The organism is Pedobacter sp. T50_32, from assembly GCF_057652195.1.
Genome location: NZ_JBYFBY010000002.1, coordinates 512,367 through 531,576, shown reverse-complemented (window position 1 = coordinate 531,576; position 19,210 = coordinate 512,367). Strand labels below are relative to the sequence as shown.

The window sequence follows — 19,210 nt, the reverse complement described above, 5'->3', positions numbered from 1 at the left end:
AATTAACCTAAATTATTAATAATAGCTTTAAGATTGCTTCGTGCCTCGCAATGACGGAATAGGATAGACTTTCGCCTAAACAAAAAAGGTGCAACATAAATGCTGCACCTTATATTGAATGAAAATTTGCTTCTTATTTTAAGAATAACAACTCTCTGAATTTAGGCAATGGCCATACGCTATCGTCAACAATTTGCTCTAATTTGTCAACATGGTAACGGATAGTATCGAAGTGAGACTTCACTTTCTCATCGTAACCGATTGCTTTTTCACGAGAATCTTCTAATTTGTTTACTTGTTTACGTTCTTCTAACATCGTGTCGATACTGTTTTTAACGATAGACAAGTGGTTAGAAATTTTATCGATGATTGCCAATGGCGTAGCGATAGCTTCTTTGCTTAAACCTAGCTCTTTTAAACCTTTAGCATTCTCGATTAATGTATTTTGGTAAGCAATAACCGCAGGAATGATTTGGCTGTTAGTTACATCGCCAAATACACGAGCCTCGATTTGAAGTTTTTTGTAGAAGTTTTCTAGCAAAATTTCGTGACGAGCATGTAATTCGCGTTTACTGAATACGTTTGTTTTAGCGAACAACTCTTCGGTTTTCTCGCTAACGTAAGCATCAAGTGCCTTAGGCGTAGTTTTGATGTTTGATAAACCACGTTTTTCTGCTTCTTCTGCCCACTCATCGCTATAACCATTACCTTCAAAACGAATAGCTTTAGATTCTTTAATGTAACGTTTAATCACTGTCATTAAAGCAACGTCTTTTTTGTCGCCTTTTTTGATCAATTTATCTACATCTATTTTAAATTTAGTTAACTGATCTGCAACGATAGCATTTAAAACTGTCATTGGAGCAGAAGAGTTAGCTGTAGAACCTACTGCTCTTAACTCGAATTTATTACCAGTGAAAGCAAATGGAGAAGTACGGTTACGATCTGTATTATCCAACAAAATTTGAGGAATTTTAGGAATACCTAACCATAATGAGTTATCTTCTTTTAATTTTTTGCTTAAACGAGAGTGTTCGATTTCATCCAAAATCTCATCTAATTGTTGACCTAAGAAGATTGAAATGATTGCTGGTGGAGCTTCGTTAGCACCTAAACGGTGATCGTTACTTACCGAAGCAATACTTGCTCTTAATAAATCTGCATGTTCGTGTACCGCTTTAATCGTGTTAACGAAGAAAGTTAAGAACATTAAGTTGTTTTTAGGCGTTTTACCTGGCGCTAATAAGTTCTTACCAGTATCAGTAATTAACGACCAGTTGTTGTGTTTACCAGAACCGTTAATGCCTGCGTATGGTTTTTCGTGCAATAATACTTTAAAGTTGTGACGACGAGCAACTTTCTCCATTACGTCCATCAACAATTGATTGTGGTCAATAGCTAAGTTGATTTCTTCGTAAATAGGCGCACACTCGAATTGAGAAGGAGCTACCTCGTTGTGGCGAGTTTTCAAAGGAATACCTAATTTCAAGGCTTCGTTTTCGAAATCTACCATATAAGCAAATACACGCTCTGGAATAGAGCCAAAGTAGTGATCTTCTAATTGTTGTCCTTTTGCAGACATGTGGCCAAATAAAGCACGACCAGTTAATACTAAATCTGGACGAGCGTTAAATAAAGCTAAGTCTACTAAGAAATATTCTTGTTCGATACCTAAAGATGCATTTACTTTAGATACGCTTTTGTCGAAAAATTGGCAAACTTCAACAGCTGCTTTATCGATAGCAGAAAGTGCTTTTAATAAAGGTGCTTTATAATCTAAAGCCTCGCCAGTGTAAGCAACAAATACAGTTGGAATACAAAGTGTTTTACCAGCAGAGTTTTCCATAATGAAAGCTGGAGAAGACGGATCCCAAGCGGTATAGCCACGAGCTTCAAAAGTATTACGTATACCACCGTTAGGGAAACTTGAAGCATCTGGCTCTTGTTGTACGAGCGCACTACCTGCAAAACGCTCGATAGCACCATCGCCACTTGGCTCAAAGAAGGCATCGTGTTTTTCTGCTGTAGAACCAGTTAAAGGTTGGAACCAGTGTGTATAGTGAGTAACACCTTTTTCCATAGCCCAAGCTTTCATGGCTGCTGCAATTTGATTTGCATCATCATGATTGATTAATTCGCCTTGGTTAATCGAAGAAATTAGTTTTTCAAAAACATCTTTAGAAAGATATTCTTTCATCTTCTTTTTGTCGAAAACATTCTGGCCGTAGAATTCTGAAATTTTAGTAGATGACACTGTTATTTCAGGGATTTCTCTGTTTTGTGCTTCCTTTAGCGCTATGGTTCTTAAGCTTTTCATTTATTTGATTTAAATTTTATCCAAAAATATGATTTTCTGTTATTTTTTTTGAAAATTTTATTAAAAAAGTGATAAAAAATATTTTTTAACTATATATTTTTAGAATTTCATATTGTTTTTGGTGTTTTTGCTTGATTTGTATGCCGAAAAATAATTTTATAGATTTTTTGATGATATGGGTGAAATGATGATTTTCATAATATGTCTTGGATGATTATCTTCATCCCGTGAAAGATATAAGAGATCATAGAAATAACTTTGACTTAATAAGGTTAATTGCTGCATTACAAGTCCTTTTACTTCATCATTTAGCTTTTTTTCAATTTTTGGACAATGATAGTGGTAAGCTCTTAGAGCGTTTTATTTGGAATTTTCCAGGTGTAAATGTGTTTTTTATAATTTCTGGGTATTTGATTTTTCAATCCTTAGAAAGAAATTCTCTTAAGTTATTTATTGAAAAGAGATTTAAAAGGATATATCCAGCATTAATTATTTGTTTTTTTCTTACAATATTGTTACTGCTATACTTTAATAGTTTAAGTTTTAAGGAAGTTTTAAGTTTAGATTTTGGAAAATGGATTGCAGCACAACTTACCATCTTTCAGTTTTATAATCCTGAGATTGTAAGGGATTTTGGTTTTTCACCACCTAATGGTGCTTTATGGACCATATCTGTAGAACTTCAATTTTATTTATTTGTAGCTATTTTATGGTATTTCTTATTAAAAAAGAGAGATAAGTGGAAGCAAAATACAATTCTTATAATCTGTTTCATTATATCTGCATTATACAATTATCTTTTTAACAAATATTTACATCCTGATAGCTTAGCACATAAATTGTCTTTCGTGTTTGTGCTATCTTATTTATATTTTTTTATAGCGGGAGCTTTGGTCTATTTAAATAGAACTTTTTTTATAAAAATATTTAAAGGAAAAGCACTACCCTGGATACTAATTTTTATAAGCTTTGGATTTGTTTTAGACCACTTTCAAATAATATATTATCGATATGTATTTAATAGTTTGAGTTTTATAATGTTGGTTTTACTTGTTGGGGTGGTTTTTTCTATAGCAAACACTAGACCTAGCTTATCTGGCAAAATATTGAAAGGTAATGATATCTCCTATGGAATTTATATCTATCAGATGCCCATTATTAATTTATTTTTTCACTTACATTTAAATACAAAACCCTATCAATTTGCATTATCATTAGGCTTATGTGTAATTTTTGGTTTTTTTTCGTGGTTTGTGATTGAAAAAAAGGTTTTGAAGCGGTAGGCAATAACATTAAAATTTCTTGTTTATTATTTATGGATTCTTAAATAGTTTGCCATCATAGCTAAAAACCTTATAGCTATGTTTAATAATTCATCAAATTTATACGATCGCGAGTGGCTCGCTCTCGTATTTGCCAACAGAAACCAAAACTACGGTGCGTACCAGCTTAGAAGAAAATCGGCTGATACTTTATTAAAGGCTTTGTTTATCACTGCACCTTTATTTATAGGTGTGTTTGTTGGTCCGTCTGTTGTTGCTGCTTTAAAAGGCGATGAAGTTGTTGTGGAGCAGCCTGTAGAACGAATAGTGACCATTGATAATACGATCTACCAACTTAAACCAAAGGTAGAGGAACCTAAGCCAGCAGAAGCTAAACCACAAGAGCAGGTTGCGCCGAAAACCGTTGCTCCAAAGGTAAAGACCGTGGGGATGACGGATAATATTAAAGTGGTTAGCGATGATTTGGTGAAGACTCAACCGCCAACATCTGATGAATTGAAAGATGCAGTTATTGCAAGTACCACTGAAGCTGGTGTTTTAAGTAAAGGGGGGAATGCAGATTTAGGTTCTGAAACTGGCGGTGAATCTGGATTAGGTACTGGAACTGGAACAAGAGGCAATGGCGAGGAAATACTTAGCATTGCTGAACATAGCCCAGAGTTTCCGGGAGGAATGGACGCTTGGGCAAAGTACATTCAGAGAAATTTGAGATATCCAGCTATGGCACAAGATGCTGCTATACAAGGTAAGGTATTCTTAAGTTTTGTCGTAGAAAAAGATGGTATGATTACCGACGTAAAAGTGACCAGAGGCATTGGTTACGGTTGTGACGAGGAAGCGATGCGCGTAATTAAAAAATCGCCACGCTGGAAAGCTGGAATGCAAAATAATTTACCTGTGAGGGTAAGATATAATATGCCTATTAGTTATGTAATGCAGAATTAGTTTGTAAAGTAATATTGATTTGTAAGTTTATGATGAAAGCGGTAGAAGAAATTTTATCGCTTTTTTTATTCTTTACATTTTTAATAACGTAGTTTTATCGCAAAATGAATATCAATGCTAAAGTTACTTAGCCAACACGAATGGACTGATAGAATTAAGCAGCAAAGAAAACTTTTTTTCGATGAACGATTTGAAGTCGTTGAGGCATTGAAACGCAAGCATAATTGTGATGCAAAATATTTTGTATTCGAAAAGAAAGGTAAAATCGTAATTAGTCTTGTAGCATTAGCTAAGAATGCGATGATCTTAAGCCCAATACACTTTTTTTATTCAGCTTTTTGGGTAGAGCCGAACTTGGGAGATACTAAATATTGTGAATATGTGGCTGATTTTTTGAGGAAGCTACAATTGGAATTCAAAAAAATTAGTATCAGAATTCCACCATCAATAACAGATGTTAGACCATTTTTATGGGCAGGTTTTTCAATAAATAATAGGTTTACCTATATTAAGAACCTTGAACAGCTTGAGTATGCTAAAGATGTACATAAAAATTTAGAAAAGGCTAGTCGTTTGTCTTATGTGTACAAAGAAGAAAGTATTTCAACTTATATTTTAGATATAAATCTTCAAATATTCTCTGATTTAAAATGTTACACGAAGACATCTATTAACGAGATAAGAACCCTTTTGATGAATTTAGCTGAAACAGGGTGTTTAACTTGTTTTAGCTGTTATTTGGAAGGCAAGCTCCTCGTTTCACACATTTTATTTGTTGATGAAGAGAATAAGAGAGCTTTTACTGTGCTCAAAAATAAGTTGTATGATAAACAGCCAGGCTCTTTACATTCGGCGCTTTATCACCAAATGTTTATTCACTTAAAGTCTAAGGGGTTTGATTATGTTGATCTGTTGGGAGCTGACATGGAGTATATATCAGCGTTTAAATCAAGGTTTAAGGCCGATCTCCGAATGGCTAATGTAGCTACTTACAGTAATATTAATTCACGTATTTACGCATTAAAAAGAAAAGCAGTATTTTTCGTTAAAAGAATTATCACTATAATTCGTAGCTAATCGAAGTGTTCGTTGTACCACATTTGAAATTGAAGTAAAAGCCATAGTTTTCTGGCGTCATTGCCATTCGGATGTAGATAAAATCTGTTCTTAGTTTTAAAAACTTCGACGATATTGAAAAAACGATGCTTATCCAACTGATTTGGCGATAAATATTCTTCTAAAAAGGGTTTGTAAATTGTATTCATCCATTGCGTAATTGGAATGCTAAAACCCTTTTTTGGTCTGTCCATCAATTTTTCAGGAATATACTGATGTGTAATTTTTTTCAGTAAGAATTTCAATTCTCCATTTTTTATAAAGCGCTTTTCATCTACCTGTTTTAAGAAATCTACAAGGTCGGTTTTCAACAACGCATCTCTATTGTCTATTCCATAGTGCATTGTTATTCTATCTGATTTCAGGAGTAGATCGTTGGGTAAATAATTATTCAAGTCAAATTCTAACAAGCATTTAATTCCATTTCCCGTGCCACGGTGTGTAAACGTTTCAACTTCTTTGTTTAAAAGTAGACTGATTTCGCTAAAAGAATAGAATGATGTTAACGATTCGTAAACTTCAATGAGGTTACTAGCATCGAAGATTTCTTTTAGCTTTTTTTTTCTGCTTTTAGAAAAATTAATAGTTATTTTTTTTAGAAAATTAGGAATTATCGCAGATTTTTGATGTAACCATAATGCCTTTGCATAATTATTGTACCCCGCAAACAGTTCGTCGCCCCCTTCAGCTCCGAGTAGAACTTTTACATCTTCTTCGGCAATTTTTTTAACTAGAAAAGCCAATGGAATAGCGCCACTATCGCCCATGGGTTCGTCAAAGATTTTAGGTATATTTTCTAAAGCATCTAAAGCTCCAGTATTGTCAATATAGTATTCGCTATGATTAGTATTGAGGTATTTTGCTATTGCCCTTGCTTCTGGTGCCTCATCAATTTTTTTGTCGTTAAATCCGAGGGTAAATGTTCTAAGTTTTTTTGCTTGATTTTTTTGTAGCACAGCGGCAACAGTAGCACTATCGTACCCACCGCTCAGCATTACTCCAACATTAACATCAGCTACGTTTCTTCTCAAAATAGATTCGGTAAGCAATTCATGCATTCTTAATGTTATTTCTTCTTCATTATTTGGTATTTCTATTAATGAAGATGACGAATTATCAAATTTTCGTTCTAAAAAATTTCCGCTGTTTAAATCGATTACGGAATAATGCTGCTTCTTAAAGTTCCATATATTTTCGAAGATGGTTTCATCTCCAAAGAAATAACCATACCTAAAATATTTCTCTAACGCAGTAGTATTGGTTTTTTTCTGTATTGGAAATTGAAGCACTCCTTTTAGCTCTGACGAAAAAGCAAAAAAGTTTTTGTCTCTATAGAAGTATAGAGGCTTTACCCCCATAGTATCTCTAGCTAAAAAGAGCTGTCGTTGCTTTTTATCCAAAATTGCAAATGCAAAAGCGCCATCTATTTTTTCAAAAAGCTGGTGTCCCCATTTTTTATAAGATTCAATTAGTACTTCGGTATCAGAAAGCGTGTTGAATGTAATGCCATATTTGATCAGTGTAGCTCTTAATTCGAGATAATTATATATGGTGCCATTAAATGTGATGGTGTAGTTGCCACAAGAAGAGGTAAATGGCTGTAGGCCATTGTTTGAAAGGTCTATAGTTGCTAAACGCTCGTTGGCTAACCCGAGGTTGAATTTTTCATGCGTTTCGTAAATATGCCCAAACCCGTCACCCCCACGGTGGCGAATTGCCGCTGATGCACTTATTAGATCATCCTCACTAATTGACTTTCGATAATCAATAAACCCCGTAATTCCGCACATTATTTCATCAAGTAAATTTTCCCGGTATTTTGTTTGAAGTAGCTATCGGTAGTGGTTCGTCTATGTTTAATTTCCGATTTGTCATTATTTTCAACAATCACCCTGTAAAAGTAAACCCCATTTGCTAATCTGTCTCCATACATATCTGTTCCGTCCCAAGTAAAATCAGAAATGTTATTTCCTATTCGAATATTTCCCAGTTCTTCCTTAAATACTTCTCTCACTATTTTACCTGTAACTGTCATGATTTGTACTTTAATTTTATCAGGTATTTTATCACCTGTTAAGGTAAACACAAACTTCATTGCTGTTGTGAAAGGATTAGGGTAGGGGTAAAAATGAGTAATGGCGGATTCATTAATCACTTCGAAGTCTACAGTATAGTTGTTTGCACTATTAACGTTTCCGCTGGCATCTTTAGCTTCTACCATTAACGTGTAAATGCCGTCTGCTAATTTAGATGGTTTGTATACTACCGAAGCTTTATTGTTATTCGTAGAATTTGCCGGCGTAAATTCTAGCATTCCAGACGTGTAAGCAATCCTCTTATAACTACCAGTTTCCGATTTTAATAAAATATTCATCACGGTAGTATCTTTAAGTAGGATGAATGAGTTTTCATCACTCAGATTTACCATAATGTTGGGTTGTGGAGAGACTATTTCGCCATTCATAATGTGTTTGCCATCAAAAGCCACATCTACAATAGGCTCTTTATTATCTCTAATAACGTTAAAGCTCTGTTGAATAAAATTATTAAAAGCGTAACTATCATTGCCATTAATAGGTGCGAAATCTAATTTCAGTAGATTGTTTCCTGCTAAACCTAAAGTTGGGATTTTTAATTTGTATATCGTATTTGCCCCCGCAGCCATCTCTTCAATTTTTCCAGCTTTGGTTGTAACTGTACTTCTGTCTGGCTTAGTTAATGTGTAATAAACATTTACAGAATCTGACTTGGATTTAGACAGGTTTTGATAACTCACGTCCCATTTAACACTATCACCTTCTTGAATAGTACCTTTATAGAAATTGTAACCTATTTCTGGATTGATAGTAGCTTCCGGAATTTCGTCATAAATAAACCTCCATTTTAAAATCTGTGCAGGAGTTCTATTTGTGTTGTCGGTAAAGTTAGCTCTAAGTGCCATTTTTGGGTATGTTTTTGCGTCGTAACTACTTAAATCTACCATGCTTGAAGGTAAATTTGTACGTAAAACTTGCATAGTGCCAGAGGTATTGTAGCCTAACAGGTCGAACGATACCACATCCGTGCTCTCTACAGCTACGTCGTAATGTGCGCTCTTCCATTTTGTTGCCGGACCGGATTGCTCAGTGACATAATTGCCTTGTGCCAAAGGATAAGGATAGGTTTTGTCAAACCTAATCACTTGCTGTCTTGGAGCAAGATTGTTGCCTAAATCTGCAAACCTTTCTATCGCTTGCCCTGCTGGCATACCTTTTTCACCAAAAAACATATATGGCTCTCCAGGGCCAGTACTGCTTATATTTACAACACCCACTTTCAGAAATGCTTCTTTGGCTCTTTGAGGTAAGCTAGACAAATCTATGCCATACCCATTATATCCAAATACATGATATCCGGTAGGGATTTTGTCAATGTAATCAATTAAGCTGTCAATTTCAACGGTATTGTTAATATCGAAGTAGAACTGTCCAGAGTAATAAAAAGGCAAGTTTGCACCATCTTGATTCTGAAAATTGAATTGGGATGGATAGCTAAAAGCCCGTCTCACTTTATAATCAAAAGCCATGATGGTAAATCCTGTGAAGTCATCTGGTCTAAATCCCAGTGCTCCGCCTGGGTTAGATCTAAACCTGCGTTCTTCAGTTGTTGGAGCGTCATCTCCTCTGGTTTGTATTACTCTGTAAATGCCAGTCTTTGCGAACTCCAGTAATCTAGAATTTGTATTGAACTCCAAAGCGGTTAATATGCCGTTTTGATATTGTTGAAAGTGTGATTGGCTCCAGCCCTCAGGACTATCTTGTATGTAGGTAAAAGAACTTTCTTGCCAGCCACCACCTTTATCAAAATCTACATTTAAGCGTGCTCGCCAATAATACACCTGATTATTGTTGTTTAGTAACGTTGGTCGCCATTTAGGTAAATGTCCTGCGGTTAAATTTGTTGTTTTGTGCCAAGGGCTATTAAAAGTTTTTACGGTATCTATTTCAAAAATGTAGTTTGCATCTTTAATTAAGAGATCATTTGATTGCGCAATCAATTCAGTATCCAAATTTGGAACGATAGCATATTTTTTAGGAGAGATGATATTCATTCCATTAGAAGCGAAAAAGAAATCAAAGCTCGCCGTGTTATTAGTTTTGCTTAATTCGTCAAATTCGTTGTCAGGATCTAAGGTTACTGTAAATTTATTCATTCCAGCAGAGCTGATATCATTATTTTCGATTTTAAAATAAAGGGTGTCAGCATTAAAAACTGGCTTAGTAAAGATTTGAGTAGGATAGGTTAAAATTGTATTGTTAGCCAATGTTCTTGTCAGAGCTACTTTTATAGGCTGATTTACCGCTTTAGCAATATTTTTAGCAACTATTGCTACTGAGAAAGATGTGGTTAGAGAAGTTACATTTGATGGAGATATAAAAAGATCGTTATTTCCTATCGCAAAATCTGATTTAGCAGGCGTATAAAACTTTAGAGCTGGATCTCCTTGGAATGTATACTGCGTAGTATGCATTACATTTATGACATCATTTGGATTTTGATACTGATTCTTAGCTAATTTCAAGGCTTCGGCAATTGAAACACCATAGTTGGTAGCGAATGCCTTTTGATAGAAAATAGAGCTAAAGTTAGATAGGTAACTTGCTACGCCTTGACTTGATGTTCCAATCCAGCTTATAGCACCTCTTTCTGGATAAAAAATATGTTTTTCTCCTAAAGAAGGCGCAATAACATAGGTGTTTCCTGTGGTACAACCGTTAACTAAAAAAGTAAGAAGGCGGTCACTATTGTTTAGCTCTTGGGGAAGTCCAAAATCAACCTCTGTAGTTTGATGGGCCCCATGACCTAAAAAGGAAAGTAATGCAGCCCCCTTATTAATTTCCCCAATAATTTGTTGCTTTTGAGTAAGACTAACTGGTACAGTCACATTTTTATTGAAATTTACGGTATCAGCACCAAATGGTTCTGCTTTCGCCATGTTAAACATATTCGCTTGGTAGGCAGCCCACGACAAATTTTCGGTAAGATTACTACCCCCACTGATATGTATAAACTTCTTACGCCAAATTGCGTTATCGTATGATTCATATCGCTTCAATTTCTCTAGATAAATTTCTACTTCTTCGTTCGTTTTTGCTCCTATTCTACCTGTAGCGATAGCTGGGGCTAAACTCGTATTGTTTATTCTGGCTGTCAGTAAATCATCTGATGGGGGTGAGCCATAAGTAGGAACTAAATCTTCATTTATTCCGCCGGCATCTCTAATTAAATTATTTTCCATGCCCTTGCCCAACAATAGGAGATATTCAGGCTTGGTAGCGGCAAACTGTAATAAGTATTTTGCAAAATTTCTGATGGCAAGCGGATGATGGATACCATAATAAAATTGATCGTACAGCTGTTCTGTAGTAATCAAGAAAGATTTGTAATTGCCTTGATTTCTGTATGCAGCATAGTTTTGAGCACTAGCTAAAAGTTTTTTATTGGTAATGATAATGAAGTTTTTATCGAATGTGGTAGGCGAAAAGTTAAGCATCTCTACCTTTGTTATGGTGGGAGAAATGAACGAGGTACCATCATGAAGAAAGAAATTTCGACTGTTACTATTTGCTGATAACACAAATTCTGCATTGCTACCACTTACTTCACCTAGAACCCTCTGTTCAGATGTAACGTCCCATATTATAGGTTGGGTTTTGTTATTGTTGGCAAAGCTTAGCAATCTATTTTGAGTGCCACCATTTAATGAAAAGCTGAGATTTCCTGCTCCTTGTAGATCTAAGGTGCGAGGGTACGTGATTTTTGCATAGGCAACCGCCTGAAAGTCTGTACTGGCACCTAGATCATTAACAGCTTCGTAGATGATTTGTGTATTTTGCCCTAACTCATTTGGCGCAATTGAAAAAGTGGTTTTTGCTACAGCATATGCTCTGAATAATGTATCTTTTTTAATGAAAGTACTAATACCATTACCTATACTTATACGTAAATGATGGTTGTTTCCCTGTGGATTTGTAGATTGCGCATCAGACCTGCCGGCAACATAAGTTTCAAACTTAATGACAGGTGAGCCGCTACCACTGTACAAATTTGGTGTAGATAATGTTCTTATCTGTTGTCCCCCTAAAGCATACGTAGCACCCATAAATCCTTCTCCTTCCTGATAATCGGATAAGCTCATGTGGGCAATAATATATCTGCCTTGATAAAAAGCCTCAGGGTATACGCCTAAACTTTCTTGGATGACATAGTTCTCTGAGGTTAAACCCGCTTTTGATGCTTGGAAATTTTGTATACGTCTACCAGGTGTAGTACTACTGAAGGTTAGAAAATAAGCCGCGGTGTCGGTAAAAAGACTGTAATTATTATGTGGTTGCGTATTGGCTACAGGGTATAGCTCCTTGTCCAACGTTCCATCATTAGGTTCACCGTAAAATTCTATATAGTCTGTATTGTCAAATGAGTTGTCGTTTTCTCCCTGTACGTATACAGCTATTTCTTTTCCATTTTTAAAAAGTTGGAAGTTTTTAGGGTTTATTGTGCCTAAATTTGGTATTTGCTGATTTAGCGTAGCATGATTTAATCTATAAATACCCTTTTGGCTTACTTTAATTTTGTAGTAAGATTGGTTTGTTCTAATCCAGTCATTGCCATAAGGAGTTTGGGCAAAAACACCTAGGCTACAAAGAGTTATAAGTACAGAAAAATAAATGCGCAACATAGATCAAACATACAAATAATTCCTTTTAAATTGTTAGTTTAGCTAGATATCATGATACAGATTTTTTGTAGTTTTACCCTTGTCTTATGAGTAACGCGAGTAAAGTTCTGTTTCTACCGGAGTGGTATCCAAATAAAACCCATTTGTCAGTAGGTTCATTCATTAGGGTTCACGCCGAAGCAATTAATGCCAAAATACCTGTTGATGTTCTGCATGTTTGCGGTGATGAGAACGCTAAGGGGATATATAGCTTTGAAAAATCTGTAGTTAACGGGGTTGATACTTACATTTTATATTACAAAAAATCTAAATCAAAGGCACCCGTATCACAATTGATAAAGGCAATATTATATGTCTTTGGACAATTTTATGGTTATTATCGATATCGAAAACTAAACCCCAGGCCGTTACTACTGCATGTGCATGTTTTAACAAGGGCCGCTATTTTACCTTTTGTATTAAGTTTCTTTAGAAAACAGGATTATTTTATTTCTGAACAGTGGACAAGGTATCTTCCCCAAGATGGGAGCTATAGTGGTAAGGTTAGAAAGTTTTTTGCAAATTGGGTGGCTAAACGTTCAAAAGGCATAAGTGCCATATCTCAAGATTTGAAATTTCACATGAACAGACATGGAATTACGAATAGCAATTTCAGGGTGATTTCAAACGTTGTGAAGCCTATTTTTTTTGAAAGCAATAATGATGCAAAATCGATAGAAAATCATTTTTGTCATGTTTCTAACTTTAAAAAAGTACATAAAAATATACCGGGAACTCTGGAAGCATTTAAGAAGGTACAAAACTACGGTCTTCCTTTTTCTTTAACAATGGTGGGTAACGGCGATGATTTTGATAAAGCTGGCCAAATGGTTAAAGAGTTTGGATTGGATACTGTAAATTTTACTGGATTCTTGTATGGAAATGATGTTGTTGAAGAGATAGCCAAATCATCGGCACTGATTCTATTTAGTAATTACGAAACTCAAGGCGTTGTGATCATAGAAAGTCTGAGTTTGGGAGTCCCCGTTATTGTATCTGCTGCTGGCGGTATTCCAGAAATGATTGATGAAACAAATGGTATTTTGGTTGAACCTAATGATGTAGAAGCTCTATCTAAAGCTATAGCTAAATTTATTAATAAAGAAGTAAAATTTGATAGAAATAAAATAAAAGAAGACGCTGCTAAAAAATATAAAGGCGATGTGATAGCGCAACAATTTATTGAGCTTTACCGAGCTGGAGGAGTTGATATCTAAAAGAAAAAGCCTCGAATTAATTCGAGGCTTTTTCTTTATTATTTCTGGTGTTTCTCCACCCATTCTCTAGCATTTACAAAAGCTTCCATCCAAGGAGAAACCTCGTCTTTTCTACCTGCTGGATAGTTCGCCCAATGCCATTGGAATAACGAACGCTCAATGTGAGGCATCATTACCAAGTGTCTACCAGTTTCATCGCAAAGCATTGCCGTATTAAAACCAGAACCGTTCGGATTGGCAGGATACTGTTCGTAACCATATTTGGCAACCACATCGTAGCTCGTTTCTTCGTAAGGGAATTGAAATTTACCTTCACCGTGTGAAACCCAAACACCTAAAGTGCTACCAGCTAAAGTAGATAACATCACTGATTTATTCTCTTGGATAGTTAATGATGTGAATATACTTTCGTGCTTATGGCTATCGTTATGCAGCATTTTAGGTTTTGCTTCGTGGTTTTTGTTAATTAAACCAAGCTCAACAAATAACTGACAACCATTACAAATACCTACTGATAAAGTATCTTCTCTGTTAAAAAAGTTTTCTAGCGCTAAACGAGCTTTCTCGTTATACAAGAATGCTCCAGCCCAGCCTTTTGCCGAACCTAAAACATCAGAGTTAGAGAAACCACCAACAGCACCAATAAACTGAATATCTTCCAAAGTTTCTCTGCCCGAAATCAAATCTGTCATGTGAACATCTTTCACATCAAAACCTGCCAAATACATCGCATTAGCTACTTCACGCTCAGAGTTACTTCCTTTTTCACGTAAAATCGCTGCTTTTGGACGAGGTTTGCTTGCATCAATTACTGGTTTTTTACCATCAAATTGTGCAGGGAAATTGAATTTTAACGGTTGGTTTTTATAGTTGTCGAAACGTTCTTTCGCTTTTACTTCACCACTTTGTTTGCGGTCTAATAAGTAAGAAGTTTTGTACCAAACATCACGTAGGTGGTTAATATCGAAAGAGTAGTCAGTGCCGTTGTTAGCTACATTTAAAGTAGCTGTATTGCTTACCGAACCAATTTTGTGGAAAGTAACAGCTTTATCAGTCAAAATAGCTTCTACACTTTCGTCAGCTTGGAAAACCAAAGCGATGTTTTCGGCAAATAAAACTTTTAAAGCATCAGCTTCGCCTAAACCAGATAAATCGATATTTGCACCCAAGTTCTGATCTGCAAAACACAATTCTAAAAGCGTAGTAATTAAACCACCACTGCCAATATCATGTCCAGCTTTTATTTTACCAGCTTTAATTAATTCCTGTACAGTATTAAAAGCAGTGCTGAATTTTGCTGCATCTTTTACATCAGGAGTTTCGTTACCAATTTTATTTAAAACTTGAGCGAAAGAAGAACCACCTAATTTATAAGTATCATTACTTAAATTGATATAGTAAATGTTACCGCCATCTTTTTGTAAAACTGGCTCAATAACCTGAGTAATATCGTTACAATTACCAGCAGCAGAAATAATTACAGTTCCTGGCGCAATTACATCGCCATTTTTGTATTTCTGTTTCATCGAAAGCGAATCTTTACCCGTTGGGATATTGATGCCTAATTCGATAGCAAACTCGGAACAAGCTTTAACTGCTTCATATAAACGAGCATCTTCACCTTCGTTTTTACAAGCCCACATCCAGTTGGCAGAAAGTGAAACGCTTTTTAAATTATCTTTTAACGGAGCCCAAACTAAATTTGATAACGACTCTGCAATGGCAACTCTACTTCCAGCACCAGCATCAATCAGAGCAGAAAGAGGAGCGTGGCCAACCGAAGTTGCAATACCTTCTTTACCTTGAAAATCTAAGGCCATTACGCCAACGTTGTTCAATGGTAATTGTAACGGACCAGCACATTGTTGTTTCGCTACTCTACCACCAACACATCTATCAACTTTGTTTGTTAACCAATCTTTACAAGCTACCGCCTCTAATTGCAATACTTGCTCTAAATATTCGTTGATTTTACCTTGGTCATAAGTAACAGCTTCGTAATTACGGTCAACAGTTTTGTCGTCCATAATCATTTTTGGCGAGCTGCCGAACATATCACTCAATGCCAAATCCATTGGTTTTTCGCCAGTGGTTGCAGATTCAAAAGTAAAACGATGATCGCCAGTTACTTTACCAACTGTGTACATTGGCGAACGCTCACGATCAGCAATTTTTTGCAAGGTCTCTAAATGTTCATCGCCAATTACCAAGCCCATACGCTCTTGAGATTCGTTACCGATAATCTCTTTTGCAGAAAGGGTAGGATCACCAACTGGTAATTTATCTAAATCAATTTTACCACCAGTGGCTTCAACTAACTCCGAAAGACAGTTTAAGTGGCCACCAGCGCCGTGATCGTGGATTGAAACAATGGTATTGTTATCGCTCTCTACCATTGCACGAACCGCATTAGCAGCACGTTTTTGCATTTCTGGGTTCGAACGTTGGATTGCGTTTAACTCAATTCCCGAACCATGTTGACCAGTATCAGCCGAAGAAACAGCAGCACCACCCATACCAATACGGTAGTTTTCACCACCTAAAACCACGATGTTATCGCCAGTTTTTGGCTCTTGTTTTTTAGCTTGTTCTAATTTACCGTAACCGATACCACCAGCAAGCATAATCACTTTGTCGAAACCTAATTTACGGTCGTGTTCTTCGTGTTCGAAAGTTAACACAGAACCAGTAATTAGCGGCTGACCAAATTTATTTCCAAAATCAGAAGCTCCGTTAGAAGCTTTGATTAAAATATCCATTGGTGTTTGGTACAACCATTCACGTTCGTTCATGCCTTTTTCCCAAGCACGGTTTTCTTCTAAACGAGAAAGGGCAGTCATGTAAACTGCTGTTCCAGCCAATGGCAAAGAACCTTGTCCGCCAGCTAAACGGTCTCTAATTTCACCACCCGAACCTGTTGCAGCACCGTTAAAAGGCTCTACCGTAGTTGGGAAGTTATGTGTTTCGGCTTTAATAGAAATTACCGAGTCAAAATCTTTTGTTTCGTAAAACGATGGCACATCTGGTTTCGAAGGTGCAAATTGTTGCACTCTCGGCCCTTTAACAAAAGCCACGTTATCTTTATAAGCAGAAACGATATCGTTTGGATGTGTTGATGAAGTTTCCTTAATCAGTTTGAAAAGAGAAGTAGGTTTTTCTACACCATCAATCACAAAGGTGCCATTGAATATTTTATGACGGCAGTGTTCAGAATTCACTTGTGAGAAACCAAAAACTTCCGAATCTGTCAATGATCTTCCTAATTTATCAGCCAATCCTTTTAAGTAATCAACTTCCTCATCACTTAAAGATAAACCTTCTTGCTTGTTATAAGCGGCAATATCTTCTACTTCTAAAATCGCCTCTGGCTCAATATTGATGGTAAAAATATCTTGGTTAAGTGCGGTATATTTTTGAGAAAGCATCGGGTCAAAAGACGTAAAACCTTCCTCCACTTTTTTAAATTCCTCAATTCTAATGATGCCATCAAGCGTCATATTCTGAGTAATTTCTACAGCATTGGTACTCCAAGGAGTAATCATAGCTGCACGTGGACCAACAAAAAAACCTGTTAAAGAACTTTCGGTGCTCAATTTAGCTCCGCCGAAAAGCCATTCTAATTTTTCTGTATCAGTTGGGGATAAAGTTTTGCTTGTTTGTAAAACAAAAACCTCGTCAGATTGACCTAAAAAGAAATGAATCATGCTTATTTTTTGAAGACGCAAATTTAGGTTTTTTTAGCCGAAAAATGTAGAGCTTTTTGGTTTATTTCAGCCTTAAATCAATACCTGCCATTATAAGCATCGTAATCTTTTTGTCTGCCTTGTTCTTTGTACAAATTCAATAGTTTGTTGTACGAATTTATAGCGCCAGATTTATGGTCGTCTATTGCCGACTTCCAATATTTTTCCGCATTTGCATAATCTTTTTTACCGTAGTAAGCTTGACCAAGCGGGTCTTTAATGTACACATTTTCAGCATCCATGCTTAAATATTTAATGGCATCGTCATATTGCTTTAATTTTAGATAAGCCGAACCCAAAGCATAAGCCATTTCTTTGTTTCCCTTGTCTGCCAGTGGTTTAGTATACTTAATTACATCTTCATAATTATTGTCTTTCAGGCTCATGTTTGCCAAATATTGCGCTGCAGATGCATCTCCCTTTTCAAAAGATTTTATGTAAATGGCTTTTGCCTTATCTGGCTGATGTTCATTAGCATAAAGTAGTGCCAATTTGTTTGTTGCCGTTGTATCGCCTTCTGCAATAGCAAGTTCGTAATGTTTAATGGCTTCGGCAACGTTATCTTCTTTGTAAAATTTGTCTGCCTTATCAATATTGCTGGTATTGCAACTTTGCATTGAGAAAGTTAAAGCGGCGATGGCTAAAAATGTGGTTTGTTTTAAGTTTTTCATGGTGTTTTTTCAGATTTTAACATTGAAGTTAAGGTTTTGTTTAATTTGAAGCGCAATTTAGCTGCAGTTTTTAATGTCAGTCCCGCTGCAAAGCGGGGCTACAATTGCCGATTTGTACTAACATTGTTTTTCAAAATTTTTATTTTAATGTTGAAAATTGAAATATTAAAAAGTTGGTCGATATTTGAACAGCATTCGTTCCCTTACGTACGAGATAAAATCGTAAATTCATAGATGTTCAACCGCATTCATCATATCGCTATTATTTGTTCCAATTACGAACGCTCCAAAGATTTTTATGTCAATAAACTGGGTTTAACAATTATTGCTGAAGTTTATAGGGTAGAGCGAAAATCTTGGAAGTTAGACTTGGCAGTGAACGGAATTTATCAAATTGAGTTGTTTTCGTTTGAAAATCCGCCAGAAAGAGCATCTAGACCAGAAGCACTAGGTTTGCGTCATTTGGCTTTTGAAGTTGATGATGTTGAAAATGTATCTAAGGTTTTAAATGAAAGAGGAATTGTAACCGAACCTGTAAGAATTGATGAGTTTACTGGTAGGCAACTCACGTTTTTTACGGATCCAGATGGTTTGCCATTGGAAATATACAGTAAATAGATTGACCTTTAATATAATGAAAAAAACACTTCTAGTTATTTTATTGCTTTTTACAATTTCTTTTGCAGCAAAATCACAGATTAAGTATACTATAAAGTTTGAGGGAGGTTACCAAAACTTTCTAAGTAGGAATTTTGAGGTTGATGCTGGACCAGATTGGAAAGGTTACGACCTTGGTGAAAATTTAGGAGCGCTTGATTTAAGCTTGGTGAATGGTATAAGTTATCGAGAAAATTTGAGATTAGGGTTTGGCGTTGGCTATTTAAGTTATAATAAAAATATCAATGGATATACGTTTTTTGGAGATTTGGAATATATGTTCGGTCATAAGCAAATTAGGCCGTTGTTAAATCTTAAAATTGGTCGGAATTACATAACAAATGATTTTCAAAAGGAAAAAACTCCATTTGATATTGTGGAAGTAGCTGTAGGAGTAGAAACGAAATTGTCGCAAAAGCTATCGGGTCAATTAAAAGTAGGTTTAAGGTTTGTAGGTGCGTCATACCAGTTTTTGCCTATTCGCTTAGGTCTAAGGATTTAATA

General features: G+C 35.8%; 11 protein-coding genes. 6 read left to right on the top strand and 5 right to left on the bottom strand.

Going from position 1 to position 19,210, the window contains the following annotated elements; all coding sequences use genetic code 11:
- Positions 1-133: 133 nt before the first annotated feature.
- Positions 134-2,317, bottom strand: coding sequence for a glutamine synthetase III family protein (locus AC23ME_RS07690; RefSeq protein WP_487727173.1), 2,184 nt, complete (start codon positions 2,315-2,317; stop codon positions 134-136).
- A gap of 227 nt (positions 2,318-2,544) precedes the next feature.
- Here AC23ME_RS07690 and AC23ME_RS07685 point away from each other — a divergent pair, with 227 nt between their 5' ends.
- The 3 genes from AC23ME_RS07685 (at position 2,545) to AC23ME_RS07675 (ending at position 5,622) form a co-directional block, all read left to right on the top strand.
- A complete protein-coding gene (locus AC23ME_RS07685) occupies positions 2,545-3,600 on the top strand; it encodes an acyltransferase family protein (protein ID WP_487727172.1) in 1,056 nt (351 codons plus the stop codon).
- Between the two features lie 78 nt (positions 3,601-3,678).
- Entirely contained in the window at positions 3,679-4,545 is an 867-nt protein-coding gene (locus AC23ME_RS07680) for an energy transducer TonB (RefSeq protein ID WP_487727171.1), read from the top strand.
- Positions 4,546-4,659: 114 nt separating this feature from the next.
- Positions 4,660-5,622 carry a hypothetical protein gene (locus AC23ME_RS07675; protein WP_487727170.1) on the top strand — a complete coding sequence of 321 codons (963 nt, stop codon included), beginning with the start codon at positions 4,660-4,662 and terminating at the stop codon, positions 5,620-5,622.
- On the opposite strand, the gene asnB is transcribed toward AC23ME_RS07675, so the two are convergent.
- Positions 5,619-7,451, bottom strand: coding sequence for an asparagine synthase (glutamine-hydrolyzing) (asnB, locus tag AC23ME_RS07670; protein WP_487727169.1), 1,833 nt, complete (start codon positions 7,449-7,451; stop codon positions 5,619-5,621). The genes AC23ME_RS07675 and asnB overlap by 4 nt on opposite strands.
- Positions 7,451-12,379 (bottom strand): putative type IX secretion system sortase PorU2, encoded by a 4,929-nt coding sequence (porU2, locus tag AC23ME_RS07665; protein ID WP_487727168.1) that lies wholly within the window; start codon positions 12,377-12,379, stop codon positions 7,451-7,453. The genes asnB and porU2 overlap by 1 nt, the downstream gene beginning before the upstream one ends.
- Before the next feature lie 86 nt (positions 12,380-12,465).
- Here porU2 and AC23ME_RS07660 point away from each other — a divergent pair, with 86 nt between their 5' ends.
- On the top strand, positions 12,466-13,635 hold the full coding sequence (locus AC23ME_RS07660) for a glycosyltransferase (protein WP_487727167.1): 1,170 nt from the start codon (positions 12,466-12,468) through the stop codon (positions 13,633-13,635).
- A 38-nt stretch (positions 13,636-13,673) separates the two neighbouring features.
- Here AC23ME_RS07660 and purL read toward each other — a convergent pair whose 3' ends face one another.
- A complete protein-coding gene (gene purL, locus AC23ME_RS07655) occupies positions 13,674-17,339 on the bottom strand; it encodes a phosphoribosylformylglycinamidine synthase (RefSeq protein ID WP_487727166.1) in 3,666 nt (1,221 codons plus the stop codon).
- A gap of 77 nt (positions 17,340-17,416) precedes the next feature.
- On the bottom strand, positions 17,417-18,049 hold the full coding sequence (locus AC23ME_RS07650) for a tetratricopeptide repeat protein (RefSeq protein ID WP_487727165.1): 633 nt from the start codon (positions 18,047-18,049) through the stop codon (positions 17,417-17,419).
- Between the two features lie 234 nt (positions 18,050-18,283).
- Between AC23ME_RS07650 and gloA2 the strand changes: the two genes are divergently transcribed.
- Positions 18,284-18,667 (top strand): SMU1112c/YaeR family gloxylase I-like metalloprotein, encoded by a 384-nt coding sequence (gene gloA2 / locus AC23ME_RS07645; protein WP_487727164.1) that lies wholly within the window; start codon positions 18,284-18,286, stop codon positions 18,665-18,667.
- 16 nt (positions 18,668-18,683) lie between these two features.
- Complete coding sequence (locus AC23ME_RS07640) at positions 18,684-19,208, top strand: hypothetical protein (protein WP_487727163.1); 525 nt, start codon at positions 18,684-18,686, stop codon at positions 19,206-19,208.
- Positions 19,209-19,210 lie beyond the last annotated feature (2 nt).